General features: G+C 71.6%; 23 protein-coding genes, 1 tRNA gene and 1 pseudogene. 10 read left to right on the top strand and 15 right to left on the bottom strand.

Translation table 11 applies throughout. The features are described from left to right. Window positions 1-42: 42 nt before the first annotated feature. The 3 genes from ACQPYN_RS00195 to ACQPYN_RS00185 are packed head-to-tail and all read left to right on the top strand — an operon-like array spanning window position 43 to window position 1,635. Window positions 43-687 (top strand): DUF6230 family protein, encoded by a 645-nt coding sequence (locus tag ACQPYN_RS00195; RefSeq protein WP_433031787.1) that lies wholly within the window; start codon window positions 43-45, stop codon window positions 685-687. Further along, the gene (locus ACQPYN_RS00190; RefSeq protein WP_433031784.1) at window positions 687-1,082 is read left to right on the top strand and encodes a DUF6114 domain-containing protein; all 396 of its coding nucleotides are present in this window, start codon (window positions 687-689) and stop codon (window positions 1,080-1,082) included. The genes ACQPYN_RS00195 and ACQPYN_RS00190 overlap by 1 nt, the downstream gene beginning before the upstream one ends. Further along, on the top strand, window positions 1,063-1,635 hold the full coding sequence (locus ACQPYN_RS00185; protein ID WP_433031781.1) for a hypothetical protein: 573 nt from the start codon (window positions 1,063-1,065) through the stop codon (window positions 1,633-1,635). The genes ACQPYN_RS00190 and ACQPYN_RS00185 overlap by 20 nt, the downstream gene beginning before the upstream one ends. A gap of 46 nt (window positions 1,636-1,681) precedes the next feature. Here ACQPYN_RS00185 and ACQPYN_RS00180 read toward each other — a convergent pair. Continuing rightward, a pseudogene (locus tag ACQPYN_RS00180) lies at window positions 1,682-2,375 on the bottom strand (response regulator). Beyond that, a complete protein-coding gene (locus ACQPYN_RS00175) occupies window positions 2,372-3,541 on the bottom strand; it encodes a sensor histidine kinase (protein ID WP_433031778.1) in 1,170 nt (389 codons plus the stop codon). The pseudogene ACQPYN_RS00180 and the gene ACQPYN_RS00175 overlap by 4 nt, the downstream one beginning before the upstream one ends. A 241-nt stretch (window positions 3,542-3,782) precedes the next feature. On the opposite strand from ACQPYN_RS00175, the gene ACQPYN_RS00170 reads away from it, so the two are divergent. The 3 genes from ACQPYN_RS00170 to ACQPYN_RS00160 all read left to right on the top strand — a co-directional run bounded on the left by ACQPYN_RS00170 (window position 3,783) and on the right by ACQPYN_RS00160 (window position 6,968). Further along, complete coding sequence (locus ACQPYN_RS00170) at window positions 3,783-4,133, top strand: DUF6223 family protein (protein WP_433031775.1); 351 nt, start codon at window positions 3,783-3,785, stop codon at window positions 4,131-4,133. A gap of 612 nt (window positions 4,134-4,745) precedes the next feature. After that, window positions 4,746-5,945: a L,D-transpeptidase gene (locus tag ACQPYN_RS00165; protein WP_433031772.1), complete on the top strand. Its 1,200-nt coding sequence runs from the start codon at window positions 4,746-4,748 to the stop codon at window positions 5,943-5,945. Window positions 5,946-6,059: 114 nt separating this feature from the next. Next, complete coding sequence (locus ACQPYN_RS00160; protein WP_433031769.1) at window positions 6,060-6,968, top strand: alpha/beta fold hydrolase; 909 nt, start codon at window positions 6,060-6,062, stop codon at window positions 6,966-6,968. 225 nt (window positions 6,969-7,193) lie between these two features. Here ACQPYN_RS00160 and ACQPYN_RS00155 read toward each other — a convergent pair whose 3' ends face one another. From ACQPYN_RS00155 to ACQPYN_RS00115, 9 genes are all read right to left on the bottom strand, one after another. Beyond that, window positions 7,194-7,835 (bottom strand): TetR/AcrR family transcriptional regulator, encoded by a 642-nt coding sequence (locus ACQPYN_RS00155; RefSeq protein WP_433031767.1) that lies wholly within the window; start codon window positions 7,833-7,835, stop codon window positions 7,194-7,196. A gap of 99 nt (window positions 7,836-7,934) precedes the next feature. Further along, on the bottom strand, window positions 7,935-8,075 hold the full coding sequence (locus tag ACQPYN_RS00150) for a hypothetical protein (protein WP_433031764.1): 141 nt from the start codon (window positions 8,073-8,075) through the stop codon (window positions 7,935-7,937). Window positions 8,076-8,086: 11 nt separating this feature from the next. Then, window positions 8,087-8,377 carry a hypothetical protein gene (locus ACQPYN_RS00145; protein WP_433031762.1) on the bottom strand — a complete coding sequence of 97 codons (291 nt, stop codon included), beginning with the start codon at window positions 8,375-8,377 and terminating at the stop codon, window positions 8,087-8,089. Further along, window positions 8,374-8,514: a hypothetical protein gene (locus tag ACQPYN_RS00140; RefSeq protein WP_433031759.1), complete on the bottom strand. Its 141-nt coding sequence runs from the start codon at window positions 8,512-8,514 to the stop codon at window positions 8,374-8,376. Before ACQPYN_RS00140 ends, ACQPYN_RS00145 begins: the two co-directional genes overlap by 4 nt. Before the next feature lie 104 nt (window positions 8,515-8,618). Beyond that, window positions 8,619-9,029, bottom strand: coding sequence for a MaoC/PaaZ C-terminal domain-containing protein (locus ACQPYN_RS00135; RefSeq protein WP_433031756.1), 411 nt, complete (start codon window positions 9,027-9,029; stop codon window positions 8,619-8,621). Then, entirely contained in the window at window positions 9,026-9,472 is a 447-nt protein-coding gene (locus tag ACQPYN_RS00130; protein WP_433031753.1) for a hypothetical protein, read from the bottom strand. Before ACQPYN_RS00130 ends, ACQPYN_RS00135 begins: the two co-directional genes overlap by 4 nt. Then, complete coding sequence (locus tag ACQPYN_RS00125; protein ID WP_433031750.1) at window positions 9,469-10,635, bottom strand: acyl-CoA dehydrogenase family protein; 1,167 nt, start codon at window positions 10,633-10,635, stop codon at window positions 9,469-9,471. Before ACQPYN_RS00125 ends, ACQPYN_RS00130 begins: the two co-directional genes overlap by 4 nt. A gap of 45 nt (window positions 10,636-10,680) precedes the next feature. Next, window positions 10,681-12,348, bottom strand: a complete 1,668-nt coding sequence (locus ACQPYN_RS00120; RefSeq protein ID WP_433031747.1) for an AMP-binding protein — start codon at window positions 12,346-12,348, stop codon at window positions 10,681-10,683. A 52-nt stretch (window positions 12,349-12,400) separates the two neighbouring features. Beyond that, window positions 12,401-13,369 carry a zinc-binding dehydrogenase gene (locus ACQPYN_RS00115; RefSeq protein WP_433031744.1) on the bottom strand — a complete coding sequence of 323 codons (969 nt, stop codon included), beginning with the start codon at window positions 13,367-13,369 and terminating at the stop codon, window positions 12,401-12,403. 148 nt (window positions 13,370-13,517) lie between these two features. On the opposite strand from ACQPYN_RS00115, the gene ACQPYN_RS00110 reads away from it, so the two are divergent. Then, window positions 13,518-14,324, top strand: coding sequence for a nuclear transport factor 2 family protein (locus ACQPYN_RS00110; protein ID WP_433031741.1), 807 nt, complete (start codon window positions 13,518-13,520; stop codon window positions 14,322-14,324). Between the two features lie 347 nt (window positions 14,325-14,671). On the opposite strand, the gene ACQPYN_RS00105 is transcribed toward ACQPYN_RS00110, so the two are convergent. Both ACQPYN_RS00105 and ACQPYN_RS00100 read right to left on the bottom strand, forming a co-directional pair. Beyond that, complete coding sequence (locus tag ACQPYN_RS00105) at window positions 14,672-15,949, bottom strand: saccharopine dehydrogenase family protein (RefSeq protein ID WP_433031738.1); 1,278 nt, start codon at window positions 15,947-15,949, stop codon at window positions 14,672-14,674. A 90-nt stretch (window positions 15,950-16,039) separates the two neighbouring features. Continuing rightward, complete coding sequence (locus tag ACQPYN_RS00100) at window positions 16,040-16,612, bottom strand: TetR/AcrR family transcriptional regulator (RefSeq protein WP_433031735.1); 573 nt, start codon at window positions 16,610-16,612, stop codon at window positions 16,040-16,042. Between the two features lie 185 nt (window positions 16,613-16,797). Here ACQPYN_RS00100 and ACQPYN_RS00095 point away from each other — a divergent pair, with 185 nt between their 5' ends. Genes ACQPYN_RS00095 through ACQPYN_RS00085 form a run of 3 tightly spaced genes read left to right on the top strand, consistent with a single transcriptional unit; the run spans window position 16,798 to window position 20,681 of the window. Beyond that, window positions 16,798-18,273, top strand: a complete 1,476-nt coding sequence (locus tag ACQPYN_RS00095) for a flavin-containing monooxygenase (protein WP_433031732.1) — start codon at window positions 16,798-16,800, stop codon at window positions 18,271-18,273. Further along, window positions 18,270-19,211 (top strand): alpha/beta hydrolase, encoded by a 942-nt coding sequence (locus tag ACQPYN_RS00090; protein ID WP_433031729.1) that lies wholly within the window; start codon window positions 18,270-18,272, stop codon window positions 19,209-19,211. The genes ACQPYN_RS00095 and ACQPYN_RS00090 overlap by 4 nt, the downstream gene beginning before the upstream one ends. Window positions 19,212-19,262: 51 nt before the next feature. Further along, window positions 19,263-20,681, top strand: a complete 1,419-nt coding sequence (locus ACQPYN_RS00085; protein ID WP_433031726.1) for a flavin monoamine oxidase family protein — start codon at window positions 19,263-19,265, stop codon at window positions 20,679-20,681. A gap of 297 nt (window positions 20,682-20,978) precedes the next feature. Here ACQPYN_RS00085 and ACQPYN_RS00080 read toward each other — a convergent pair. Then, window positions 20,979-21,051: transfer RNA gene (locus tag ACQPYN_RS00080), tRNA-Ala, on the bottom strand. Window positions 21,052-21,058: 7 nt separating this feature from the next. Next, the gene (locus tag ACQPYN_RS00075; RefSeq protein WP_328303813.1) at window positions 21,059-21,181 is read right to left on the bottom strand and encodes a DLW-39 family protein; all 123 of its coding nucleotides are present in this window, start codon (window positions 21,179-21,181) and stop codon (window positions 21,059-21,061) included. Between the last annotated feature and the right edge of the window lie 82 nt (window positions 21,182-21,263).

Raw genomic sequence — 21,263 nt, 5'->3', positions numbered from 1 at the left:
CCCCGAGTCGCGTGACGAAACGCACTCGCTACAGTGCGTCGCATGACCGAACCCGCAACCGAGCAGATCGAGATCGGCGGGCAGGGCGAACCGGAAGCGGGCCACACCCGCCGCCCGCACCTGTTGGCGCTCTCGGGGCTGGGGATCGTGCTGATCGCCGGACTGCTCCTCGCCATGGCTCAGGGAGCCATCGCGGCGTCGTTCACGATCGCGGGGGTCGCCGGCAAGCTCTCGGCCGACCGCTTCGTCGCCCAAGGGGTCGCCCAGTACCCCGCGGTCGAGCGCACCGAGGACGCCGCCGTCCCCGTCTTCACCTCCGGGTTCCGGCAGGCGCAGGCGACGAACTTCTGCTTCTCCGTCCCGGTGGCCGACCTGCCCGGCGTCGGACCCGTCGTCCTACGCATCGCCACCCCAGGCGCGGAAGGCTTCCAGGCCGACAACGTGCTCACCACCGCCGAGCAGATCGACGGAGACCTCGTGCAGCGCAACGTCGAGCTCGGCCGCGACGCCGGCGAACTGGACAAGGGACCGGCCGACGCGACGGGCCAGCCGGGCGGGTTCGGCCAGCAGTCGGACACCCTCGAGGCGGACAACCTGCGCATCGTCACCCGCTCGGTCACCGCCGGAACGCTTCGGCTCCTCCAGGCCCGGATCGCCCTCGGCGCCCGGGAGCGGGAGTGCTACTGATGGGGCCGGCGACGCACACGGCCGGGTTCCGACGCTGGCGGCGCACCCGCCCGTTCTGGGGCGGGCTGGGCATCCTGCTCGGCGCGGCCGTCGTGTTCGCCATCCCCTTCGTCACCCTGCGGATCGGCGAGCTCGTCGTGTCGCTGTCCACCCCGGGAGGCTCCGCCGCCACCCTGGTCGCCGCGGTGCTGGCCTGCTGCGGAGGGGCCGCCTGGTGGCGCCCGGAGTTCAAGACCGCCACCGGGATCATCGCCATGATCGCGGCGCTGGTCGCGGTCGTCACCACCAACCTCGGCGGCCTGGTCCTCGGCAGCCTGCTCGCCATCCTCGGCGCGGCAGCGACGCTGGCCTGGACCCCGACCCCCCGCTCACCTCGTGCTGACCCCCACCCCTGACGCCACCAGCAGGTGGACGGCGACCTGGCTGCGGATCGCGTCTTGCGTCCTGCTCGTGGCGCTCGGCCTGCAGATCGACGCCGCCACCGCCGACGCCGCGCCGAGCCCTGCACCAGCGGGCGAGTTCACCCTGTCCGCGGCGGAGATCACCATCGACGGCCTGCGCATCGAAGGGACCGGCCCGGCACCCGGCGATCCCCGGCGGCGGACGACCCTGCGCCTGAGCGCGCTGCACGCCGTGGCCCGACAGCTTGCGGTGCAGGCCCCAGCGCCGGCCGGACGGCTCGCGATCACCTGTCCCGCGAACTGCCGGGTCGCCGGGCGCCCGGCCCGGCTCTACGTCCTCGAGCTCACCGCCACCCCGGTCGTCGCGGGCATCCCCACCGTGCCCATCACGCTCTCGCCGACCTTCCCGCTCCCGCCGCCGGACGCCCTGGGCATCCTGCAGCTCCCGCGACTCACCTTCCGCGACCTGCGCGCCCGACTGACCCTCGTCACGAGCGACCTGGTCGCGACCCCCGCATCACGGATCGACGTGCTTCCTCGCCGCTGATCGCGCGACCCACCAGCCGACGGACGATCCCGAGGGCGGATCGCCGTCACGACGAGGGATCGGGCGGCGCGACGAGGTGGTTCTGGTAGGCGATCACGACGAGCTGAGCCCGATCGTGGGCGCCCACCTTGACCATCGCCCGCCCGACGTGGGTCCTCACGGTCGCCCGGCTGATCGTGAGTGCGTCCGCGATCTCCTCGTTGCTCAGTCCGTGGGCGACGAGTCCGACGATCTCCCGCTCGCGGGCCGTGAGCTGGTCCAGGACCGCGTGGTCGACGCGAGGGGTTCCCGGACGATCGACGAGGCGTGCCACGAGGCGGCGCGTGAGTCCCGGGGACAGCAGGGCTTCGCCACCGGCGACGACCCGTATCCCGTGGAGGAGCTGGCGGGGTTCGGTGTTCTTGACCAGGAAGCCTGCCGCCCCCACACCGAGCGCCTCGATCACGTACTCGTCGTGGTCGAACGTGGTGAGGACGAGGACGTGGACACCGGCCAGCTCGGGATCGGCGGTGATCTCGCGTGTCGCGGCGAGCCCGTCGACCCCGGGCATACGGATGTCCATGAGCACGACGTGGGGACGGCTCCGGCGTGCGAGCGCGACCGCGGCCGCGGCCGTCCCCCGCTTCCCCGACCACGGTCATCCCGGGCTCGGCGTCGATCAGCACGCGGAAGCCGCCCCGGACCAGCGCCTCGTCGTCGGCGATCAGCACCCGGAGGAGATCGTCGTCGGTGAACGTCACCGGACCTCCGGGACCGGGAGCTCCGCGCAGACCTCGAAGCCGCCGTCGGGGTGCGGACCCGCCGTCAGCGAGCCGGCGAGCGCGCGGGCGCGCTCGCGCATGCCGTCGATGCCCTGTCCCCAGCCGTCGGTGGTCGGGGGCGCGGTGCCGTCGTCCCGGATGCGGAGGGTCAGTCGGGACGGCCGGTGCTCCACCGCCAGCCACACGGTGCGGGCGCGGGCGTGGCGGATCACGTTGGTGAACGCCTCCTGGACGATCCGATAGGCGGCCAGGTCGACGGGCACCGGCAGCGCTCGTCCGTCGAGGTCGAGCTCGACGCGGAGGCCGGCGCCCTCGACGGTCTCGAGGAGTGTGGGCAGCCGGTCGAGCCCCGAGGACTGCTCGACGTCTCCGCTCGGGGTGCGCAGGGCCCCGAGGACGGCCTTGACGTCGGCCAGGCCTGTGTCACAGATGCGTTTGATCGCCGCGAGGGCCTCCGCTGCCTGGCCGGGGCGCTGCTCGAGGACGTGCAGGCCGACGCCAGCTTGCACGCTGATCGTCGCCATCGAGTGTCCGATCACGTCGTGCAGCTCGCGGGCGATGCGCAGCCGCTCCTCGGCGATCAGGCGGCGGGTCCGCTCCTCGCGGAACGACGTCTCCCTCGCGAGCTCGGCACGCGTGCTCGTCAGCAGGGCCCGGTAGTAGCCGACGGCCGCGCCCGCGCTCCCCCCGGTGGCGGCGAGCAGGACCGCGATCGGCACCACGCCGACGGTGGCGACATCCCCGAGGACGACACGGATCGCCAGGATCTGGACCCCTGCCGTGAGCACCGCGCCGGCCAGGCCCCAGCGCCAGCCACGGTCCGCGGCGAGGGCGTAGCAGCCGAGCAACGGAGCCAGCGCGACGAGCCGCCCGGGGTACGGCCCGACGAACCAGAGAACGACGACCGCGTTGAGCCCGACGAGCGCCGCGACCGGGTATCGGCGACGGATGCCGAGCGCGCCGGCCAGCGCCGCCGCGAGAGCGAGCGCCCCGACGTCGATCGCGCGTGCGTTCGTCGTCGACGCCGGGCCGATCCCCGCGAGCGCGGCGACGAGGACCACCGCGGCCACCGTGACGCCGAGACCGACGTCCACCACCGCCGGTGCCGGGCGCCGACGCGCGACCCCGAGCGCGGTGTCGTCCATCGGTCCGCCTCCCCCCTCGAGCCCGGGGTGCGCGGCCCGTTCCTCATCCTGCGCGTCACCGAGGGCGCACGCGTCCACTCGGGGACGTGCTCCGGCCGTAGCGCTCCCGCCGTAGGTCCTACGCCCGGGAGCCGACCGTACGGCGGGCACGGCAGGCCGAACAGACGCCCGCAGGCCGATGCCGGCGGGGTCGCCACGCGCGCACCCTCGGCGTCGTGCTCCCGACCTGGAAGGACTCCTGATGCTCAACGACGTGATCACCGGGCTCCGAGCCACGGACATCCCCCTCGCCGCCGCCGGCTACGAGCTCGGCGTCGGCCGGACCGTGCCGACCACGGCGGCGGTGGTGGGACTGGCCGCCGTGGTCGTGGGCGTGCTGGCCCTGGCTCGCCCGGGCGCGCGCAGCAGGCCCCTCGCGGCCCTGGTGCTCGGGCTGGTCGCCGCGCTCGTCGGCGGGCTGCACGCGGCGAGCGCCGCCGGTGGCCTCGGGACCGGCAACGGTCTGGCGGGGGCTCTCGTCGCCCTGCTCCTGGGGCTCATCGGCGCCGCTCTCGGTGGGCTCGCCCTCGCACGGTCCCGCTCCTCGGTGTGACCTCGCGTCGGCTGCCGTCCGGCGATCCTCGAACGGCCGTGGGACAACGTCGTCGGCGGGAAGTAGTTCCTGATGTCGGGGCCCCGGGGGTAGGCCGCGGCTCCTAGCGTTCGTGGTGGCTGGCCGATCGGTTCCTGGCTCTCGGATCGGGAGGGCAGCCACCCACTGCCTCCTCGGCCACGCGACCGCATCGCACAGTCAGACGCGGCGGGGCAGGGCACCGCGGAGGCGGGCACGGAGTTGAGTGAGGGGCGTCCCGTCCGGGGCGCCCCTCACTCCCGGCTGGCTCCGGTCTCTCCTCAACGGGTGCGAGATGGTCAGCGCGATCGCGGCGACCGAGCCCGACGCCGGCTTGATCGCAGGTTTGCGTGGACTGGCCGCGACCGCCCGGAGCTCGACACCTTCCTGATGAAGGGCGAGAACGTCGCCGCAGGCGAAAGCCGGGGCGGCAACCCCGATCGGTCGATGACCTGACGTTCGTGGACGCTTGCCTCGTGGTGACAAGACCCTGACCTCAGTGGACGACCTCTGTGCCCCCGACGGTGATTCTGCCCCGCCCTCGCGCGGCGGACGCTTCTCGTGTCACCGCCGCACGGCCCGAGGGAGTCCCCGATGATCACGACCGAACCACCACGGCGCGGCCGGACGGGGTCGGGTCGGGGAGCGTGGACGGCGCCCGTCGTGGCGCTGCTCGCGCTGCTCGCCCTCCTGAGTGGCTGCAGCGCCCTCCCCGGATCGCTGTTGCCGCCGGCGCCGTTCTCCCTCACCACGTCCGTCCCCCCGGGGGCGGTGGACGTCGCGCCGGCCGAGCCACTCGTCGTCTCCGCGACGGGCGGGCAGCTGACCTCGGTGACGGTCACGCCCGCCCTGACCGGCACCCTCGACCCGACCGGCACGCGCTGGACCAGCGCCAACCTGGCCTACGGCACCGAGTACCGCGTGCAGGCCGTCGGTGTCGACGAGCGCGGCGGCCCCGGTACCCCGCTGGACCGGACCTTCCGCACCGTCGACCCCGCGCAGACCCTGGAGGTCGCGAGCATCCGCCCCACCGACGGGCAGACCGTCGGCGTCGCCATGCCGATCTCGATCACCTTCGACGCGCCGGTCACCGACCGCGCCGCGGTCGAGCGGCGCGTCTCCGTTACCACCTCGGTGCCCACCGAGGGCTCCTTCCGCTGGATGTCCGACGAACAGCTCAACTGGCGCCCCAAGGACTACTGGCGTCCCGGCACCCGGGTCACCGTCGACGCGCAGCTCTTCGGCGTCGACAGCGGCGAAGGCCTCTACGGCGCCGAGGACCGCTCGTTCTCCTTCACCGTCGGCCGCGACCAGCGCGCTCGCGGCGACGTCAACGCCCACACCCTCGTGCTCTCCCAGGACGGGCAGCAGCTGCGGACCCTGCCGGCGTCCTACGGCCGCGACATCTACCCGACCCAGTACGGCGTCCATGTGGCGTTCGAGAAGTACGAGGTCAAGCGGATGCGTTCGGAATCGTGGGGCGGGCCGGCCGCCGGCACGCCGGGGTTCTACGACGAGGAGCTGCCCTACGCCGTGCGCATCTCGAACAACGGCGAGTTCGTCCACGTCAACGCCGCCACGGTCGGCCAGCAGGGCCGCAGCAACGTCTCCCACGGCTGCGCGAACCTGTCCCCGGCCGACGGCGAGTTCTTCTACCACTGGGTGCAGATGGGCGACCCGGTGGAGATCGTCGGCTCGAGCCGCCCGCTGACCACCGCTGACGGGGACATCGCCGACTGGACGATCCCGTGGGAGGAGTACCGCCAGGGTTCGGCGCTCTTCGACGGGGCCTGAGGCAGGTCCCGTCCCGCAGCACCGTCCACGTCAGTGCAATGGCGGATGTTCGTCGTCGTGCGGGGCAGCAGGATCGTGACGTCGCACAGCCCCAGCCGAGCTCAGGAGCCCTCGATGGACCACGCCACGCGCACCGACGAGCACGAGTACGTCAGCGAGGTCGCCCAGACGGCCCTCGGCCCGGTCGAGTACGCCGTCGTCGGCACCGGGACACCGGTCGTCGTCGTGCACGGCAGCCCCGGCGGCATCGACGCCGCCGCTCTCATGGCCCGGATCCTGCCCCGCGACCGCGTCTCGGCGATCCTGCTGTCGCGCCCCGGCTACCTCGGCACCCCGCTCGACGAACGGGTCACCATCGACGCGCAGGCCGACCTCATCGCCGCGCTCCTCGACCACCTCGGCATCGAGCGCGCCGGCGTCTACTCCTGGTCCGGGGGCGGGCCCGCCGGCTATCGGCTCGCCGTCCGTCACCCCGAGCGGGTCAACGGACTCGTCGCGAACGCCGCGGTGAGCCAGGCGTACGAGGCGCCGCACCAGGACCTCGCGACCCGTCTGATGTTCACCACCGGCGCGGGCCAGTGGCTGCTACGGCTGCTCGCGGCCCACCAGCCCGAGCAGTACATCAAGGGGGAGCTCGCCAGCGAGGGCGACCTCACCCAGGAGCAGCTCGCCCAGCGCGTCGAGGAGGTCCTCGGCGACCCAGCCAAGCGCGACCTGGCCCTCGCGCTCGGCCCCACCGCCGTCCCGGACGCCCATCGGCGCGCCGGCTACCACAACGATCTCGAGCAGTTCGCCGCGATCACCTCGCTCGAGCTCAAGAAGATCACCGCGCCGACCCTGGTCGTCCAGGGCACCTCCGACAGCGACCTCCCGCCCACCCAGAGCTACGCCGCGGCGAAGACGATCCCCGGCGCCGAGCTGCTGACCCTCGACACCGGCACCCACCTCGCCCTCTACACCCACCCCGACGCCGACGCGGCCCGGGGGCGCGTCGTGGACCTGCTGGTTCGCAGCGGCGTGTGACGTCGTCTCGAGGCGGAAGAGCACCGCCGCGATTTCGTGTCACGTCCCAACACGGAAGGTCATACCAAGTCCACGTCATCGCAGGTCAGACTTGGTGGAGACGAAGGGAATCGAACCCTCGACCCCCGCCTTACAAAGATGGGCGAGCGCGTTGACCAGGGCCTCTACCAACAACAACGTCCCGGCGGGACGTCACACGGTGCCCGGGAGCCTGGGTGATCGTGCCTAGTCCGGCAGCGTCCCGGCGTCGCGGGGGGCGAGCAGCCCGTCGACCAGCGTCGCGGCGAAGTAGTCGGCGATCTGGTGCGGGCTCCGGGTCCCGTCGGGCCGGTACCACCGGTAGACCCAGTTGGTGGCACCGAGGATCGCGAGAGCGCTCAGCTGCGGGTCGACGTCGGGCCGTACCCGTGGGTCGTCCCGCGCAGCGGCGACCTGCTGCTCGAGCACGAACTGGTAGTCCCGGATGGGCGTGGCAGCCTGGCGCTCCGGAGAGAGCTGCGTGAACTCGTGGAGGAGCACGGTCGTGCCGATCAGGTTGTCGATGAGGTGGAGCACGTGCGCATGGACGATCGCCCGGAGGCGCTCGACCGGGTCGAGGTCCACGGCAGCCTGTTCCCGGAGCTTGGCGAGGCCGACATCGAGGACGGCGCGGATGACCTCGTAGAGCAGATCGTCCTTGCTACGGATGTAGTGGTACAGGCTGCCTTTGAGCACCCCGAACTCGTCGGCGATGTCTTGGAGGGTCGCGGACTTGTAGCCCTTGCGCGCGAAGATGCGCGCCGCGGTGTCGAGCAGCTCCTGCCATCGCCCGTCGTCGGACCTGAAGGGCGGGGCGGTCTCCTCCCGCTTCTCCCTCCTGCGGTTCACCACCTCGAGGTCCTCACCGTCCGTTCCGTCACCAGCAGAGATTACCGAGCGACGGGTCGGTCGCGTCGCCCGGAGGCCGGCAGCAAACCGCCGTCGGGGTCAGGACAGGACGAATCCCTCGTCGTCGGCCACGGCGACCTCGTCGCACGTGGCCGGTGGACGCCCGCGCGCGCCGCTCCGTGCCGATCCGGCGAGCAACGTCGCTTGGACGATCTCGGTGCGGTCGTCGGCGTTCGGCATCGATGCCCCCGTCAGTCGTAGATGATCACGCCGCGCACGTTCTTGCCGTCGTGCATGTCGCGGAACGCCTGGTTGATGTCGTCGAGCGTGTAGGTGCGGGTGATCAGCTCGTCGAGCTTGAGCTCCCCGCGCAGGTAGAGGTCGGCGAGCAGCGGCACATCGGTGCGGCTCGTGGTCGTGCCGTAGAGGGAGCCCTGCAGCCGCTTGCCGGACATGGCGAAGGTGAACAGGTCGAACGGCACATCGCGCTGCAGCACGGGGGCGGCGCCGGTGAGCACCATCGTCCCGCCGCGCCGCGTCATCTCCTGCAGACACCCGACGCCGCCAACTTGATCAGCGCCTCGTGGGCCTTCGGCGGGTCGAGCTCGATCTCCTCCACGCTCCACCCCGACCGGGTCCCGGGCTCCCAGAGCAGGGCCCCGTTCGTCTTCAGAGTCATCGTCGTCTCCGCTCCTCGTGATGGTGGGTCGTCGTGATGCGGGTCGATGACGCGAGGCAGGCGCGTCGCCCCGGGATCGGATGTGCGTGCCTCGGTGGAAGGCGTCAGGGCGGTCCCTCGTCGACGGACACGTCCGCCAGCCCGCGCAGCACGGTGCGGTCACCGGACTCCAGGGTCAGCTCGCACCGGATCGATTCGCCCCGGCTGGTGGGCTCGTGGGCCACCACGATGCCGCGGACCAGGGCCTCCTCGCCGGCGGCGACCGACCCGCGCAGGGTGACCTGCAGGCGGGTCAGCCGGCCTCGGGGGAAGGCGGCTCGGACGGCGTTGGCCAGCATCGCCATGCTCGAGGGCCCCTGGTTGATCGGGCAGTCCCCGAGTCCGACCGCCATGACGGCCGCCGGGTCGAAGTGGATCGGGTTCGGGTCGGCGAGGAGGAGGGCGAGCACCTTCATCTTCTCGCCGTCGACGACCGGCAGCCGCCAGACGGGCAGCGCGCTTCCCACCGTCGTCATGGCTGCTCCTCCACGGGCCGAGGCAGCGCGTAGACGTTCCGGACGACGGCGACGACCTCGCCGTTCGCCTCGTGAAGCTCGAAGCAGGCGGTCAGGAGGTCGAAGACGCCCATCGTGCGGCCCGACTTCCGCACGACCGACTCGACGCTGCCGGTCACCCGGTACTCCACACCGGCCCGGAACCGCCCGGGGAACTCCAATGTCGACTCGGTGAGCATCGGTCCGTCGGTCATCTCGGTGCCCCATGACCGGAAGAGCTCTTCCACGCTCACCCCGAGCCCCCGCTGGGCGGCAACGAACGCCATGAGCGGGTGCGGCTCGTCGGTCGGGACGGAGTAGAGCGCGTCGTGGCCCAGCCAGTTCTCGTGCGGCGCAAGCGTCCAGGAGCCACCGGGGATCGCCGAACCCACCAGCTGCCCGGCCTCCCCGACCGACGCACTCACGAGAAGGACCTCGGGAGCCCGAGCCCCTCGGCGATGCCGTTGCGCGCCATCTCGTTGGTGATCGGCCCGATGCGGAACAGCCGCACGTCACGCCAGTAGCGCTGCATGTCGGTCTCGGCCGAGTAGCCCATGCCGCCGAGGATCTGCAGCCCGAGGTCGGCCGCCTGACCACCGAGTTCCGAGGCGACGACCTTGGCCATGTTCGCCTCCTGGTGGCAGGGACGTCCGAGCGACTGCAACCAGGCCGCGCGGTTGACCATCAGCTCCGCCTGGTCACGCCACATGGCGATGTTGGCGATGTGGTGCTGGATCGCCTGGAAGCGTCCGATGACGCCGCCGAAGGCCTCACGCTCCATGGCGTAGCGCAGCGCGTCCTCCAGGACGCCGTCCATGATCCCGACGCAGAAGCTGGCCAGCATGATGCGCTCGTTGTTGAGCGTGGGCAGCAACATGTACCAGGCCTTGTCCTGCTCCCCCAGCAGGTTCTCGTCGGGCACGAAGACGTCGTCGAGGTAGACGTCGCACGATCCGAGGGAACGCATGCCGACCTTCGGGATCTCGCGGATCGTCACGCCCTCACTGCGCGTCGGCAGGATGAGCAGGGACACGCCCTGGTGGCGCTTCTCGGTGTAGTCGTTGGTGCGGGCGAGCAGCAGGACGTAGTCCGCGACGTGGGCCATGGAGCTCCAGGTCTTCTGACCGTTGACCACCCAGCCACCGTCGACCTTCCTCGCCCTCGTGCGCAGCCCGCCCAGCACATCGGTCCCACCGCCGGGCTCGGTGAAGCCGATGGCCCACTTCTCGCGCCCCTCGGCGAGAGCGGGCAGGTACCGCTGCTTCTGCTCCTCGGTGCCGTAGAGGCCGACCGACTTGCCGCCGGCGAAGGAGGAGATGCCCCACACCCAGGTCAGGCCGGCCAACGACCGCGACAGACCCCGCGCCAGGATCATCTGGGTCATGACGTCGCCGCCCTGACCGCCGTACTCCTCGGGCAGCCCGATCCCGTGGAACCCGGCGTCGGAGAACTTGTCCCACAGCGCGTGCGGGAAGGCGTGCTCGTCGGCCTCGAGCTCACGCGCCCACTCCTTCGGCGCCTCCCGGTCCACCCAGTCACGCACGGTCTTGCGGAACAGGTCCTGCTGCTCGGTGAGCTCGAAGTCCACGGTGATGTCCTCTCGATTGGGTGTCGCCCCGACGAGACGCCGGCCTCAGGCCGGCGACGTGGCCGGCCGGCGGGCGGTGTCGCCGTCACCGGTCAGGCCGAGCTCGACGAGGAGCTGGTCCCGGAGCCGGAACTTCTGAATCTTGGTGGCCGACATCGGCCACTCGGTGACGAACCGGACGTGGCGCGGCACCTTGTAGCGGGCCAGGCCGCGGTGGCAGAACTCCACGACGTCGTCGTCGGACAGCACCGCGCCGGATCGCAGCTCGACGAAGGCGGCCGGCACCTCGCCGTACCGCGCGTCGGGAATGCCGACGACGCCGGCGAGCTCGATGTCGGGGTGCGTCGTCAGGTAGGACTCGACCTCGAGTGCACCGACGTTCTCGCCGCCGACCTTGAGCATGTCCTTCGTGCGACCCCGGAAGGTGAGGCTGCCCGTGACGTCCACCGAGGCGAGGTCGCCGGTGCAGAACCAGCCGTGCCCGTCGAAGCTCGCCGCGGTCTTCGCGAGGTCGTTGCGGTACCCGGTGAAGAGATTGAACCCCCGGATGTACAGCACGCCGGTCTCGCCGGCAGGAACCACCTCGTCCGTCACGGGGTCCCGGACCTCGGCTTCCACACCCGCGAACGGCTTTCCCGAGGTGAGGCGCTCCTCGAGCGGATCGTCGAGGCGGCCCATGATGGCCACGCCACCGGTCTCGGTGGACCCGTAGCAGCTGACGTGCGTCGTGTGCGGGAGCTTGTCCTGGTAGGTGCGCAGGAGCTCCGGTGGCCCCACCGTGAGCATGGCGCGCACGCGCCGGAAGGTGTCCGGTCCGTAGCTCGGGTGACCCAGCAGCGGCGCGGTCAGCGTCGGGTAGGCCGGGTAGAGCAGGGTCGCCTGCTCGCGCTCGATGAGGTCGAGGGCGAGATCCGCCTCGAAGTGGGTCATCGAGATCCACGCCGCGCCGGCGTCGAACACGGCGATCATCGGCGCCTGGGCACTGACGTGGAACATCGGCAGCGGGTTCCACATCCGGTCCGCCGCTGTGAGCTCGAATGCTTCCTCGCCCAGCGCACGGCCGAGCCGGATCACGGACTGGTGGCTCAGTGGGCAGCCCTTGGGATCGGCCGTCGTGCCCGAGGTGTACATCATGATGTAGCCGGAATCAGGCGCGACCGCGCGCGCCGTCGCGTCAATGTGCTCCGGGGCCACCGCCGCACCGCCGGCCAGGAAACCGCGCCGGTTCACGAGTCCGGGGGCGGACCGCGTCCCCAACAGGACCACGTGACGGAGATCCGGTGCCACGACGAGCGACGGGGTGCACCCGTGCTCACCGGCCGTGAGCTCGGGGAGGGCCTCGTGGATACGGGCGACGTAGTCGACGTGTTCGACGACCTCGTCGGTGGTGACGAGAACCCGCATCGCCGAGTCGACCACGACGTAGGTGATCTCGCGGGGCGCGAGCCGGGCATTGAGCGGGACGAACAGCGCCCCGACCATCGAGGTCCCGATCATCAGGTGCACGAAGTCCAGACAGTTCGGCATCAGCACTCCGACCGCATCACCGGGCCGGACGCCGAGCGCGACGAGGGATCGGGCCACCTCGACCGCGGCCTCCTCGACCTCCCGGTAGGACTCGCGCACCGTCGGGAAGACGACGCAGTCGCCGTCAGGACACTCGCGGGCGGCCTGCTCGAAGAGCCGCGGCAGAGTGGGCAGGGTGTCGACCACCGGACACCTCCTCGGTGAGATGGGGATCGCGGACGGGTCTCGACCTGGACGGTCAGGGGGTGAGGACGACCTTCCCGAAGGCATGGCCGTCCGCGAGCCTCCGGAAGGCCTCCGGCGCTCGGTCCAGGCTGTACGTCGAGTCGACGTGGGGTCGCAGCCCTCGTGACTCGCAGAGGGCCAGCAGATCGCGTAGCTCGTCGACCCGCCCCATCGCCGAGCCGTGCACCGACACGTGCTGCAGGAACAAGCGGAAAAGATCCGTCTTCACCGTGGCTCCCGCGGTTGCCCCCGCCACCACGACCACGCCGCCGGGCCGCACCGAGCGCACCGAGTGTTCCCAGGTCGCCTCGCCGACGGTGTCGATCACGAGGTCGACCCGCTCCGGGAGGCGCTCACCGGAGTCGAAACAGCCGTCGGCGCCGAGGGCGCGTGCCTTCTCCAGCTTCTCCGGCGTCCGCCCGGTGACCCAGACCCGCAGTCCGGCCGCGCGGGCGAGCACCACGGCGGCTGTGGCGACCCCACCGCTCGCGCCCTGCACCAGGACCGTTCGGCCTGGGCGGGCATCCCCGCGCACGAAGAGCATGCGGTAGGCGGTCAGCCACGCCGTGGGCAGGCAGGCGGCCTCGACGAAGGTCAACGACGCCGGCTTGACGACGACGTTCCGTTCCGGGACCGCGACCCGCTCGGCGAGGCCGCCCTGCTGCGCGTCCGCGAGCATCGCGCGGCGCGGGTCGAGCAGTTCGTCCCCGCCCCCGCGGATGGGGTCGGCCACCAGTGCGTGGACGACGACCTCCCGCCCGTCCTCGGTGACGCCCGCGACGTCGGAGCCGAGCACCATCGGCAGCCGGTCCTCGGTCACGCCCACGCCCCGCAGCGACCAGAGGTCGTGGTGGTTCAGCGAGGCCGCCCGCACCGTGACGAGGACCTGCCCGGCGCCGGGCTGCGGATCGTCGCGCTCGACGACCTCCACCCCACTCGCGGGGTCGTGGGGGACGATCTTGCTGGCGACGACGACGCGCACGGGAGGTCCTCTCGACCGGGGACGGCGTATCAAACATACGGTCGTTTGGGCGGCTCACACAAGCCTGCATCGATCGTCCGGCTGTTCGTCCAGTACGCGCCGGCCTACCCTCCTACCAGCCGCCTGTTTGGGCGCATGAGGAGGTCCGGTGGAATCCGTCGACGGCCTGAATCCGCTGGCAGCGCTCCTGCGTCGCTATGCCTTCGCCTACACCGCGGCACATGACTTCGCGGTCTGCCGCGAGCTCATGGTCGACGACTACGTGCTGCACATGGGTGACGTGGAGCTGCGTGGCCGGGACGAGGAGTACATCCCGGCCACGCGCAAGCAGTACCGGCAGTTCCCGGGTCTCGGCTTCACCGTGCACGATCTCGTGCTTGGCGAGGACCGCGCCGCGCTGCACTTCACCGAGCACGGCCGCTCGACCCTGCACGGCGGCGCCGCGTCCTGGCAGGGGGTGAGTCTCTACCGATGGAACGGCGAGCGCCTGACGCAGTGCCGGGTCGAGCAGGACTACTACGCGCGCCGCACCCAGCAGGAACTCGGCACACCCCGCCGCGTCGGCGCCCCGGCCCTCGACCCGTGGAGCGGGCCCTCGAGTACGCCCGCACCTGGAGCCGAGGAGGCTGCGCACCACTGGCTGACGCGGAACCGCCTCCTCGAGGTCTCCATCGGGAGCCTGGACGACGAGCGTGACGCCCCGCCTCGTCGGGTGCTCCTCAGCAACCCGGACACCGAGGTCCTCGATCTGTTCGGAGCCGGCGAGCGCGTCGCGTTCCACGTCGCGATCCGGGGCGTCTACGCGGGTGGGCTGGATCGCCGGGATCACCTGCGTGGCCTTCCGGCGACGCTCCACGCCTCCGGGCTGCTCACCGTGCTGGACGGAGCGGTGACCGACGTCGTCGCGGTCACCGACCGACTGGCTGCCGAGCGACGGTTGGCCGCCCTGTACTGACCGGCGCGTACGACCGACACGAGGAACAGCCGCCGACCCTGAGCCGTCGACCCGGAGGAACACGCTGTGCCATCACGACGACGTCCCGGCCGGCTCGAGGACCCGCGTCGCGGCGACACCCGACGATCTCGCTGAGACCGTCGCCCTCGCCGAGGCCCTCGGCGCCGAGGCGTCGCTCGACGCAAAGATGGGCGACCGTGTAGTCCAGGGCCTCTACCAGCAACAACGTCCCCGCAGCAGGCCGCTCGATGCTCCTCAGCATCGCCGGTAACCCTCGTTTCGTGCCACGCGGCGTGCCACGCGGCGTGCCACCCGGCCTTTGACGCCCGCGGCCGCAGGGTCTGCTGTCAGACCTCAGCCATGGAGGACGCGCTGGGAGTCAGTGACTCGATGATCTCGGCTCGCGGGGTGCCGACCCGTTCGAGGGCCTTGTAGAACGCCTCCGGCTGCGCCCAGTCCTCCGGGGCGAAGACGCCGGGGCGCTCACGGCCGAGGTCCAGCGCCATGGTCATGAACGCGGCGCACGCTGTGCCCGTGATCGCGGCCATGTCCTTGAACAGGAACGTGCCCGCCCCGCTGGTCGGGGTGCGCTTGATAGACACTGCGGGTCGCCCGTCGCGCGCGCCGATGGCGCGCACCAGCAGACCGCCGCGGTAGGTCGGCGCGGTCTTGCCACGCGCGGAGGAGATCAGGAAGTCGAGCACCTCGCCGGTGGTGCACTCGCCGGTGCGGACCTGCTCGACCATGCCGGCGAGGGCGTGGCGCCAGCCCTTGAGGGATCCCGGCTTGCCGTCGAGGAGGTCGACGAGGAAGTCGACGGCGGCGTCGAGGGGTAGCGATCGGCGGCGGACGGCCTTGGCGAGGCCGCGGGCGATGCCGTTGAACGGGGCCGGGTCCAGCCCACCGAGCACCCGGATGCGTGTGGCGTTCGGGTAGAGCCGGGGCACGGTGACGGCCTCGGGGTGGGCGGTCTCGTGGAGAAGGGTCTCGCCCGCGCCTCCGCCCATGGGGGCGTAGGCGGTCTCGACCCAGGTCTCGTTGACGGTGGGCTTGCCCTCGGCCCAGGTCAGGCAGGGTCCGGCGGCAATGTGCATGAGGTGCTCGAGGACGGCTCGGCCGATACCGGGCCGCTCGTCACCGACCAGCCAGCAGATGTCGAGGGTGTCGACGCTGTCGAGGTCGGCGGCGGCATCGAGGACCATCACGTTGCTCATGCCCGGCGAGGCGCCGCAGCCGATGTAGCAGGGCACGCCGGCCTCCTGGGCGCGCTCGTGGAGGCTCAGCGCGGCGTCGGTGCTCTCGACGTCGTCGTCGAAGTCGAGGTACGGGATCCGCGCCTCGAGGCACGCGTTGATCACCGGCTCGGCGGTGCGCTGGTAGGGCCCGGCGCCCAGCACGACCAGCGACGCCCCCTCGATGGCCCTGCTCAGGCTCGCAGGGTCGAAGAGGTCGAGCGTCGTGGTGGTGGCACGGCCGGGCGGCAGGGTGCTCGTCACCTTCTCGAGGGCCTCGCTGTTGATGTCGGCGAGCACCAGGTGCGCGTCGCCCGTGGCGGCGAAGCGCTCGACCGCCACGCGGCACATCTCGCCGCCGGCTCCGATGAAGACGACCTTCTCTTCGCTCACGCGTCTGCTCCGTTCAATCCGAACTCGAATCGTGTTCGGGACTTTGCGGTATAGGCCATCTCGATGTCAACGCCGTCGTCGGGATCGGTGTCAGCCCGTGGGGGCGTAGGACTCGAGGTAGGCGGTGAGCAGCCGGCGCATCTCCTCGATGACCGCGTCGTCGCCGGCGCGGCCCTGACGGAACGCGACGTCGAAGAGCCGGTCGCCGACCTCGAAGCAGAGCTCCAGGGCGAGGGGCGGGGTGTCCTCGGCGATGAGGCCGTGCTCGCGGAGGAACCGCCCGAGTCGTTCGGCCTGGGAGACGTCGAAGGCGCGGGCGAGATCGGAGAGCGTTGCGCTGCGTCCGACGAGCCAGAGCTCGATGAAGCTGGGCGACTCCCGGAAGTACGCCAGGATCGGGTCGATCACGGCGTCGAGGGCCGCGCGGATGGTCGGCGGCTCGGCATGGTCCTGCGCAGGACCGCCGAGGGCGGGCGCGAGGCGCTCGCCGACCACGGTGATGTGGCGCTGGACGAGCTCGGCCTCGACCTGACCGCGATCAGCGAAGTAGTGGTACACCGACGCGACGGGGATGCCCGCCCGCTGCCCGATCGCCTTGAGCGACGCGGCCTCGTAGCCCTGCTCCGCGAGCAGCTCCTCGGCCGCGTCGAGGAGAGCCTCCATCCGTTGGGCGCTGCGCCGCTGCGCCGGCGAGCGACGAGTCAGGCCGGCCGTCTCCGACGGAGCCGACCGCAGATCGGAAGAGGACACATCACCAGCTTGACACGAGCCCTCGTGACGGTTCTAGACTCGAATACGATTCGAGTTCGTGATTGCTCGGTCATGACCCTGTGGGGACGGAGAAGACCATGACGACTCCCGACGTGGACGTCCTGATCATCGGAGCGGGCATCTCCGGGATCGGCGCGGCGTGCCAGCTCACGACTCGGCGACCAGGGACGTCGTTCGCGATCCTGGAGGCGCGCGAGGAGATCGGCGGCACCTGGAGCCTGTTCCGCTATCCCGGCATCCGATCGGACTCCGACATGCCGACCTTCGGTTACGGCTTCCGACCGTGGACCGACCCCGCGGTGGTCGCCCACGGCCCGGTGATCGCCGACTACCTCCGGCGGGCCGCCACCGAGCACGGGGTCGACGAGCACATCCGCCTCGGCCACCGGGTGCTCGGAGCGGACTTCACCTCCGCCACCGGGCACTGGACGGTCACGGTCGAGCGCAGCGACACCGGCGAGCAGCGGCACCTCACCTCCCGCTTCCTGTTCGTGGGCACCGGCTACTACGACTACGCCGCCGGACACACTCCGGAGTTCCCCGGGGTCGAGGACTTCGCTGGGCGAGTGGTCCACCCGCAGCACTGGCCGGAGGACCTCGACCACACCGGCAAGCAGGTCGTCGTCATCGGTAGCGGCGCGACCGCGGTCACGCTGATCCCCGCGATGGCGCACCGCACCGCCCACGTCACGATGCTGCAGCGCTCCCCGAGCTACGTGCTCTCGGTCCCGGCGCGGGACCGCCTCGCGGCCGCCCTGACCCCGCTGCTCGGCCCGGAACGCACCTCGCGGCTCGTCCGGCGCAAGAACATCGCGCTGCACCGCGGGCTCTTCCGCGCCTGTCGACGCTTCCCGCGCCTGCTGCGGCGCCTGCTCATCGCGAACGTGCGGCGGCAGCTGCCTCGGCACTTCGACGTCGACACCCACTTCACCCCGAACTACCAGCCCTGGGACCAGCGGCTGTGCATCGTGCCCGACGGCGACCTGTTCGCGGCCCTCTCAACGGGCCGGGCCTCGGTGGTGACCGACCGCATCGCACGGTTCACCCCGCGCGGCATCCTGCTGGCCTCGGGCCGGGAGCTCGCCGCCGACATCGTCGTCACCGCCACCGGGCTGCGCATGTCGGCCTTCGGCGCGATCGAGCTGCGCGTCGACGGCGAGGTCGTACACCTGCCCGACACGACGGTCTTCCGGTCGATGATGCTTTCCGGGGTCCCCAACCTCGCCTTTGCGCTCGGTTACACCAACATCTCCTGGACGCTCAAGGTCGACCTCGTCGCCGAGCACTTCTGCCGGTTGCTCGACCACATGGAGGCCCGCGACCTCGACGTCGTCCGCCCCGTCCTCGACGACCCCGACATGGAGCGCACGGCGCTGCTGGACCTGACCGCCGGCTACGTCCAGCGCGGCGTCGGGGCCTTCCCCCGAGCCGGGACCCGTGGCCCCTGGACCGCCGCGATGGCCTACGAGCGCGACGTCGAACGACTCCGCCACGGCCCGGTCGACGACGACGCCCTGACGTTCACCACGACCCGACAGGTCGTGAGGGCGTGACCGCACCGAGCACCCCCACCCACACGATCACCTTCCCCAGCCACGGCGCGACGTGCGCCGCCTGGCACGTCCCCGCCACCACCGACGCCCTCGCCGGACCCCGCGGACGACCCTGCGTCGTCATGGCCCACGGCTTCGGCGCCACCCGCGACTCCGGGCTGCTGACCTTCGCCCGACCCTTCGCCGACGCCGGCCTCGACACCCTGGTCTTCGACTACCGAGGCTTCGGCGACTCCACCGGCACACCCCGCCAGCACGTGACCTTCCGCCGCCAGCGCGAGGACTACCACGCCGCCCTCGACGCCGCCCGCCACCTGCCCGACGTCGACCGCGACCGGATCGCCCTGTGGGGCACCTCCTACGCCGGCGGTCACGTCGTCGCCGTGGCCGCCCAGGACCGTCGGGTCGCCGCCGCGATCGCGCTGACCCCCGCCACCGACGGCCTCGCCTCCCTGGTCCAGATCGGCCGAACCGCGGGCATCGGCCTGCTTCTGCGCGCCACCGGGCACGGGCTGCGCGACGCGGCCCACGCGCTCGCCGGGCTCCCGCCCCACCACATCCCGATCGTCGCCCGACCCGGAGACACCGCCATCATCACCGCCCCGGGCGCCCTGGAGGCCTACACCTCGACGGCCGGCCCGACCTGGCGCAACGAGGTCTGCGCCCGCACCGCCCTCGACGCCGCGCTCAACCGGCCCACGACCTCCGCCTCCCGCACCACGTGCCCGATCCTGTTCCAGATCGGCACCGACGACCGTGTCGCCCCACCCGCGGCTGCCCTGCGCACGGCGCGCCTGGCCGGACCCGACGCCCAGGTACACCGCTACCCCGTCGACCACTTCGACGTCTACACCGGCCGATGGCAACAGCGCGTCCTCGCCGACCAGATCGAGTTCCTGTCCTCGGTCCTCGCCTCGCGGTCCGCCCGGCGCGCCTGACCGAGTCCCACCCGCGCACCCACCTCAGCGGTGCCGTCGAACGGAGATCCCATGACCGACACCCACCACGAGGAGGTGCGCGCCGACGTCGTCGTGGTCGGCGCCGGGCTCTCCGGGCTCACCGCCGCCCTTCGACTGGTCGAACGCGGACTCTCCGTCCGGGTGCTGGAAGCGGGCACCCGCGTCGGCGGTCGGACCCGCGACCTCGACGTCGGCGACGACGTGGTCACCGAGGGCGGTGGCCAGTGGATCGGCGCCAAGCACGAGCGGATGTTCGCCCTCCTCGCCGACCTCGGGCTCGCGACGTTCCCCACCCACACCGCGGGCAAGACGCTCTACCTGCACCGCGGGCGGCGCCGGACGTTCGGCGGCACGATCCCCCCGATGCGGCCCTGGGCGATGCTGGACTTCGTCCAGGCGCAACTGCGGCTCGAGCGGATGGCCCAGCACGTGCCCGTCGCGACGCCGTGGACGGCCCCCAGAGCCGTCGAGTGGGACGGCACCACCCTGGGGCACTGGCTCGACACCCACTGCCATGCCGACGAGGCCAAGCAGATGTTCACCTTCGGGTTCTCCCTGGTGTTCTGCGAGGACCCGCACCGCATCTCGCTGCTCAAGGTCCTTCACCAGATCAGGACCTCGGGCGGGATCGACTTCATGCTCAACACCGAGAACGGCGCCCAGGAGACCCGCATCGTGGGCGGCTCCCAGAGGCCATCCCTCGTGGTCGCCGACCGACTCGGCGACGACGTCGTCCTCGACTCACCGGTCACCGAGATCCACCAGACCGACGACGAGGTCCTCGTGCGCTCGGCCCGGCTGGACGTCCGCGCACAGCGGGCCATCGTCGCCATGACCCCGGCCGACGCCGACCGCATCCGCTTCACCCCGGACCTCCCGACCCGACGGGCCGCGCTGCAGCGGGTGTGGCACAACGGCACCGAGAGCAAGATCTTCGCCGTCTACGACCGGCCCTTCTGGCGCGACCAGGGCCTGAACGGAGCCGCGGTCACCGACCTCCCGGTCGCGCACTACGTCATCGACAACTCGCCCCCCGACGCCAGCATCGGCATCCTGCTCTCCTTCGTCGGCACCACCGGGCCCGACGAGATCCTCGACGACTCGACAGCACGACGAGCGGCGCTCCTGACCGACCTCGAGACCCTGTTCGGATCCGACGCCGGTCGCCCGGTGCGCGTCCTCGAACAGAACTGGGTCCACGAACCGTGGATCTCCGGCTGCGTCTCGACCCGAGCCCCCGGCGTCATGACCGCCTACACCGACGCGACCACCAAGGCCGTGGGCCGCGTGCACTGGGCCGGCACCGAAGCGGCGCCGGAGTTCGAGGGCTACCTGGAAGGCGCCGTCCGCTCCGCCGAACGTGCCGTGGGAGAAGTGGTGGCGGCGACTCGGCCTACAGTCGCCCTCGCGTCCTACCGAGAGACCGGGATCGGGGTGCCCGGCTCGTGACCACGCCGACCGCGATGACCGCCCAGAAGAGCAGGGCGCCTACGTCACGCGCTGGTTCTCTCGGAAGTCACCGCCGATGATCGGCGTTCGACGACACGTCTGCTGACCCGCATTGAAGAGCACCGAGCGTTGCCGCTGACGTCTCGACTCGTGCCGAGGGCGCAGCACACCTGGCAGGCCGGAACGTCAACGCCGTCCACCGATGTGGCTTGAGTCGACGACGAGCATCGCCGCGATCTCGTGCCACGTCCGGACCCGTACGATCGTTTCGACGGGCGTTTTCGCTGGTCAAAGAGGTGGAGACGAAGGGAATCGAACCCTCAACCCCCGCCTTGCAAAGGCGGTGCTCTGCCAATTGAGCTACGTCCCCGAGGGGCCTAGGACGACGTCGACGGCCTCGTCGCGTCGCGCCAGACCTCCTTGGCGGGGTTCTGGTCCCGCTGTCGTCGGAGCAGCAGGGCGGCCCCGGCAGCCAGGGCGAGAGCAACGACGGTCTTCACCGCACCCCTCCCGTCGACGACCCGTTCACGGTACCTCAGGGCCCGGCGCCGCCTGCCGGTCGCGCGGGACCGGGCGCGGGCG

Origin of the sequence: Actinomycetospora sp. CA-053990, assembly GCF_050948445.1 — a bacterium.
Lineage (GTDB): Bacteria > Actinomycetota > Actinomycetes > Mycobacteriales > Pseudonocardiaceae > Actinomycetospora > Actinomycetospora callitridis.
The sequence above is the reverse complement of the archived record's forward strand: the minus strand, read 5'-3'. Positions and strand labels throughout refer to the sequence as shown.

Bases quoted from the DNA above. Each gene is read 5' to 3' on its own strand.
- ACQPYN_RS00195 (WP_433031787.1), top strand. From the start codon at position 43: ATGACCGAACCCGCAACCGAGCAGATCGAGATCGGCGGGCAGGGCGAA.
- ACQPYN_RS00190 (WP_433031784.1), top strand. From the start codon at position 687: ATGGGGCCGGCGACGCACACGGCCGGGTTCCGACGCTGGCGGCGCACC.
- ACQPYN_RS00175 (WP_433031778.1), bottom strand. From the start codon at position 3,541: ATGGACGACACCGCGCTCGGGGTCGCGCGTCGGCGCCCGGCACCGGCG.
- ACQPYN_RS00170 (WP_433031775.1), top strand. From the start codon at position 3,783: ATGCTCAACGACGTGATCACCGGGCTCCGAGCCACGGACATCCCCCTC.
- ACQPYN_RS00165 (WP_433031772.1), top strand. From the start codon at position 4,746: ATGATCACGACCGAACCACCACGGCGCGGCCGGACGGGGTCGGGTCGG.
- ACQPYN_RS00160 (WP_433031769.1), top strand. From the start codon at position 6,060: ATGGACCACGCCACGCGCACCGACGAGCACGAGTACGTCAGCGAGGTC.
- ACQPYN_RS00150 (WP_433031764.1), bottom strand. From the start codon at position 8,075: ATGCCGAACGCCGACGACCGCACCGAGATCGTCCAAGCGACGTTGCTC.
- ACQPYN_RS00145 (WP_433031762.1), bottom strand. From the start codon at position 8,377: ATGACGCGGCGCGGCGGGACGATGGTGCTCACCGGCGCCGCCCCCGTG.
- ACQPYN_RS00140 (WP_433031759.1), bottom strand. From the start codon at position 8,514: ATGACTCTGAAGACGAACGGGGCCCTGCTCTGGGAGCCCGGGACCCGG.
- ACQPYN_RS00135 (WP_433031756.1), bottom strand. From the start codon at position 9,029: ATGACGACGGTGGGAAGCGCGCTGCCCGTCTGGCGGCTGCCGGTCGTC.
- ACQPYN_RS00100 (WP_433031735.1), bottom strand. From the start codon at position 16,612: ATGGAGGCTCTCCTCGACGCGGCCGAGGAGCTGCTCGCGGAGCAGGGC.
- ACQPYN_RS00095 (WP_433031732.1), top strand. From the start codon at position 16,798: ATGACGACTCCCGACGTGGACGTCCTGATCATCGGAGCGGGCATCTCC.
- ACQPYN_RS00085 (WP_433031726.1), top strand. From the start codon at position 19,263: ATGACCGACACCCACCACGAGGAGGTGCGCGCCGACGTCGTCGTGGTC.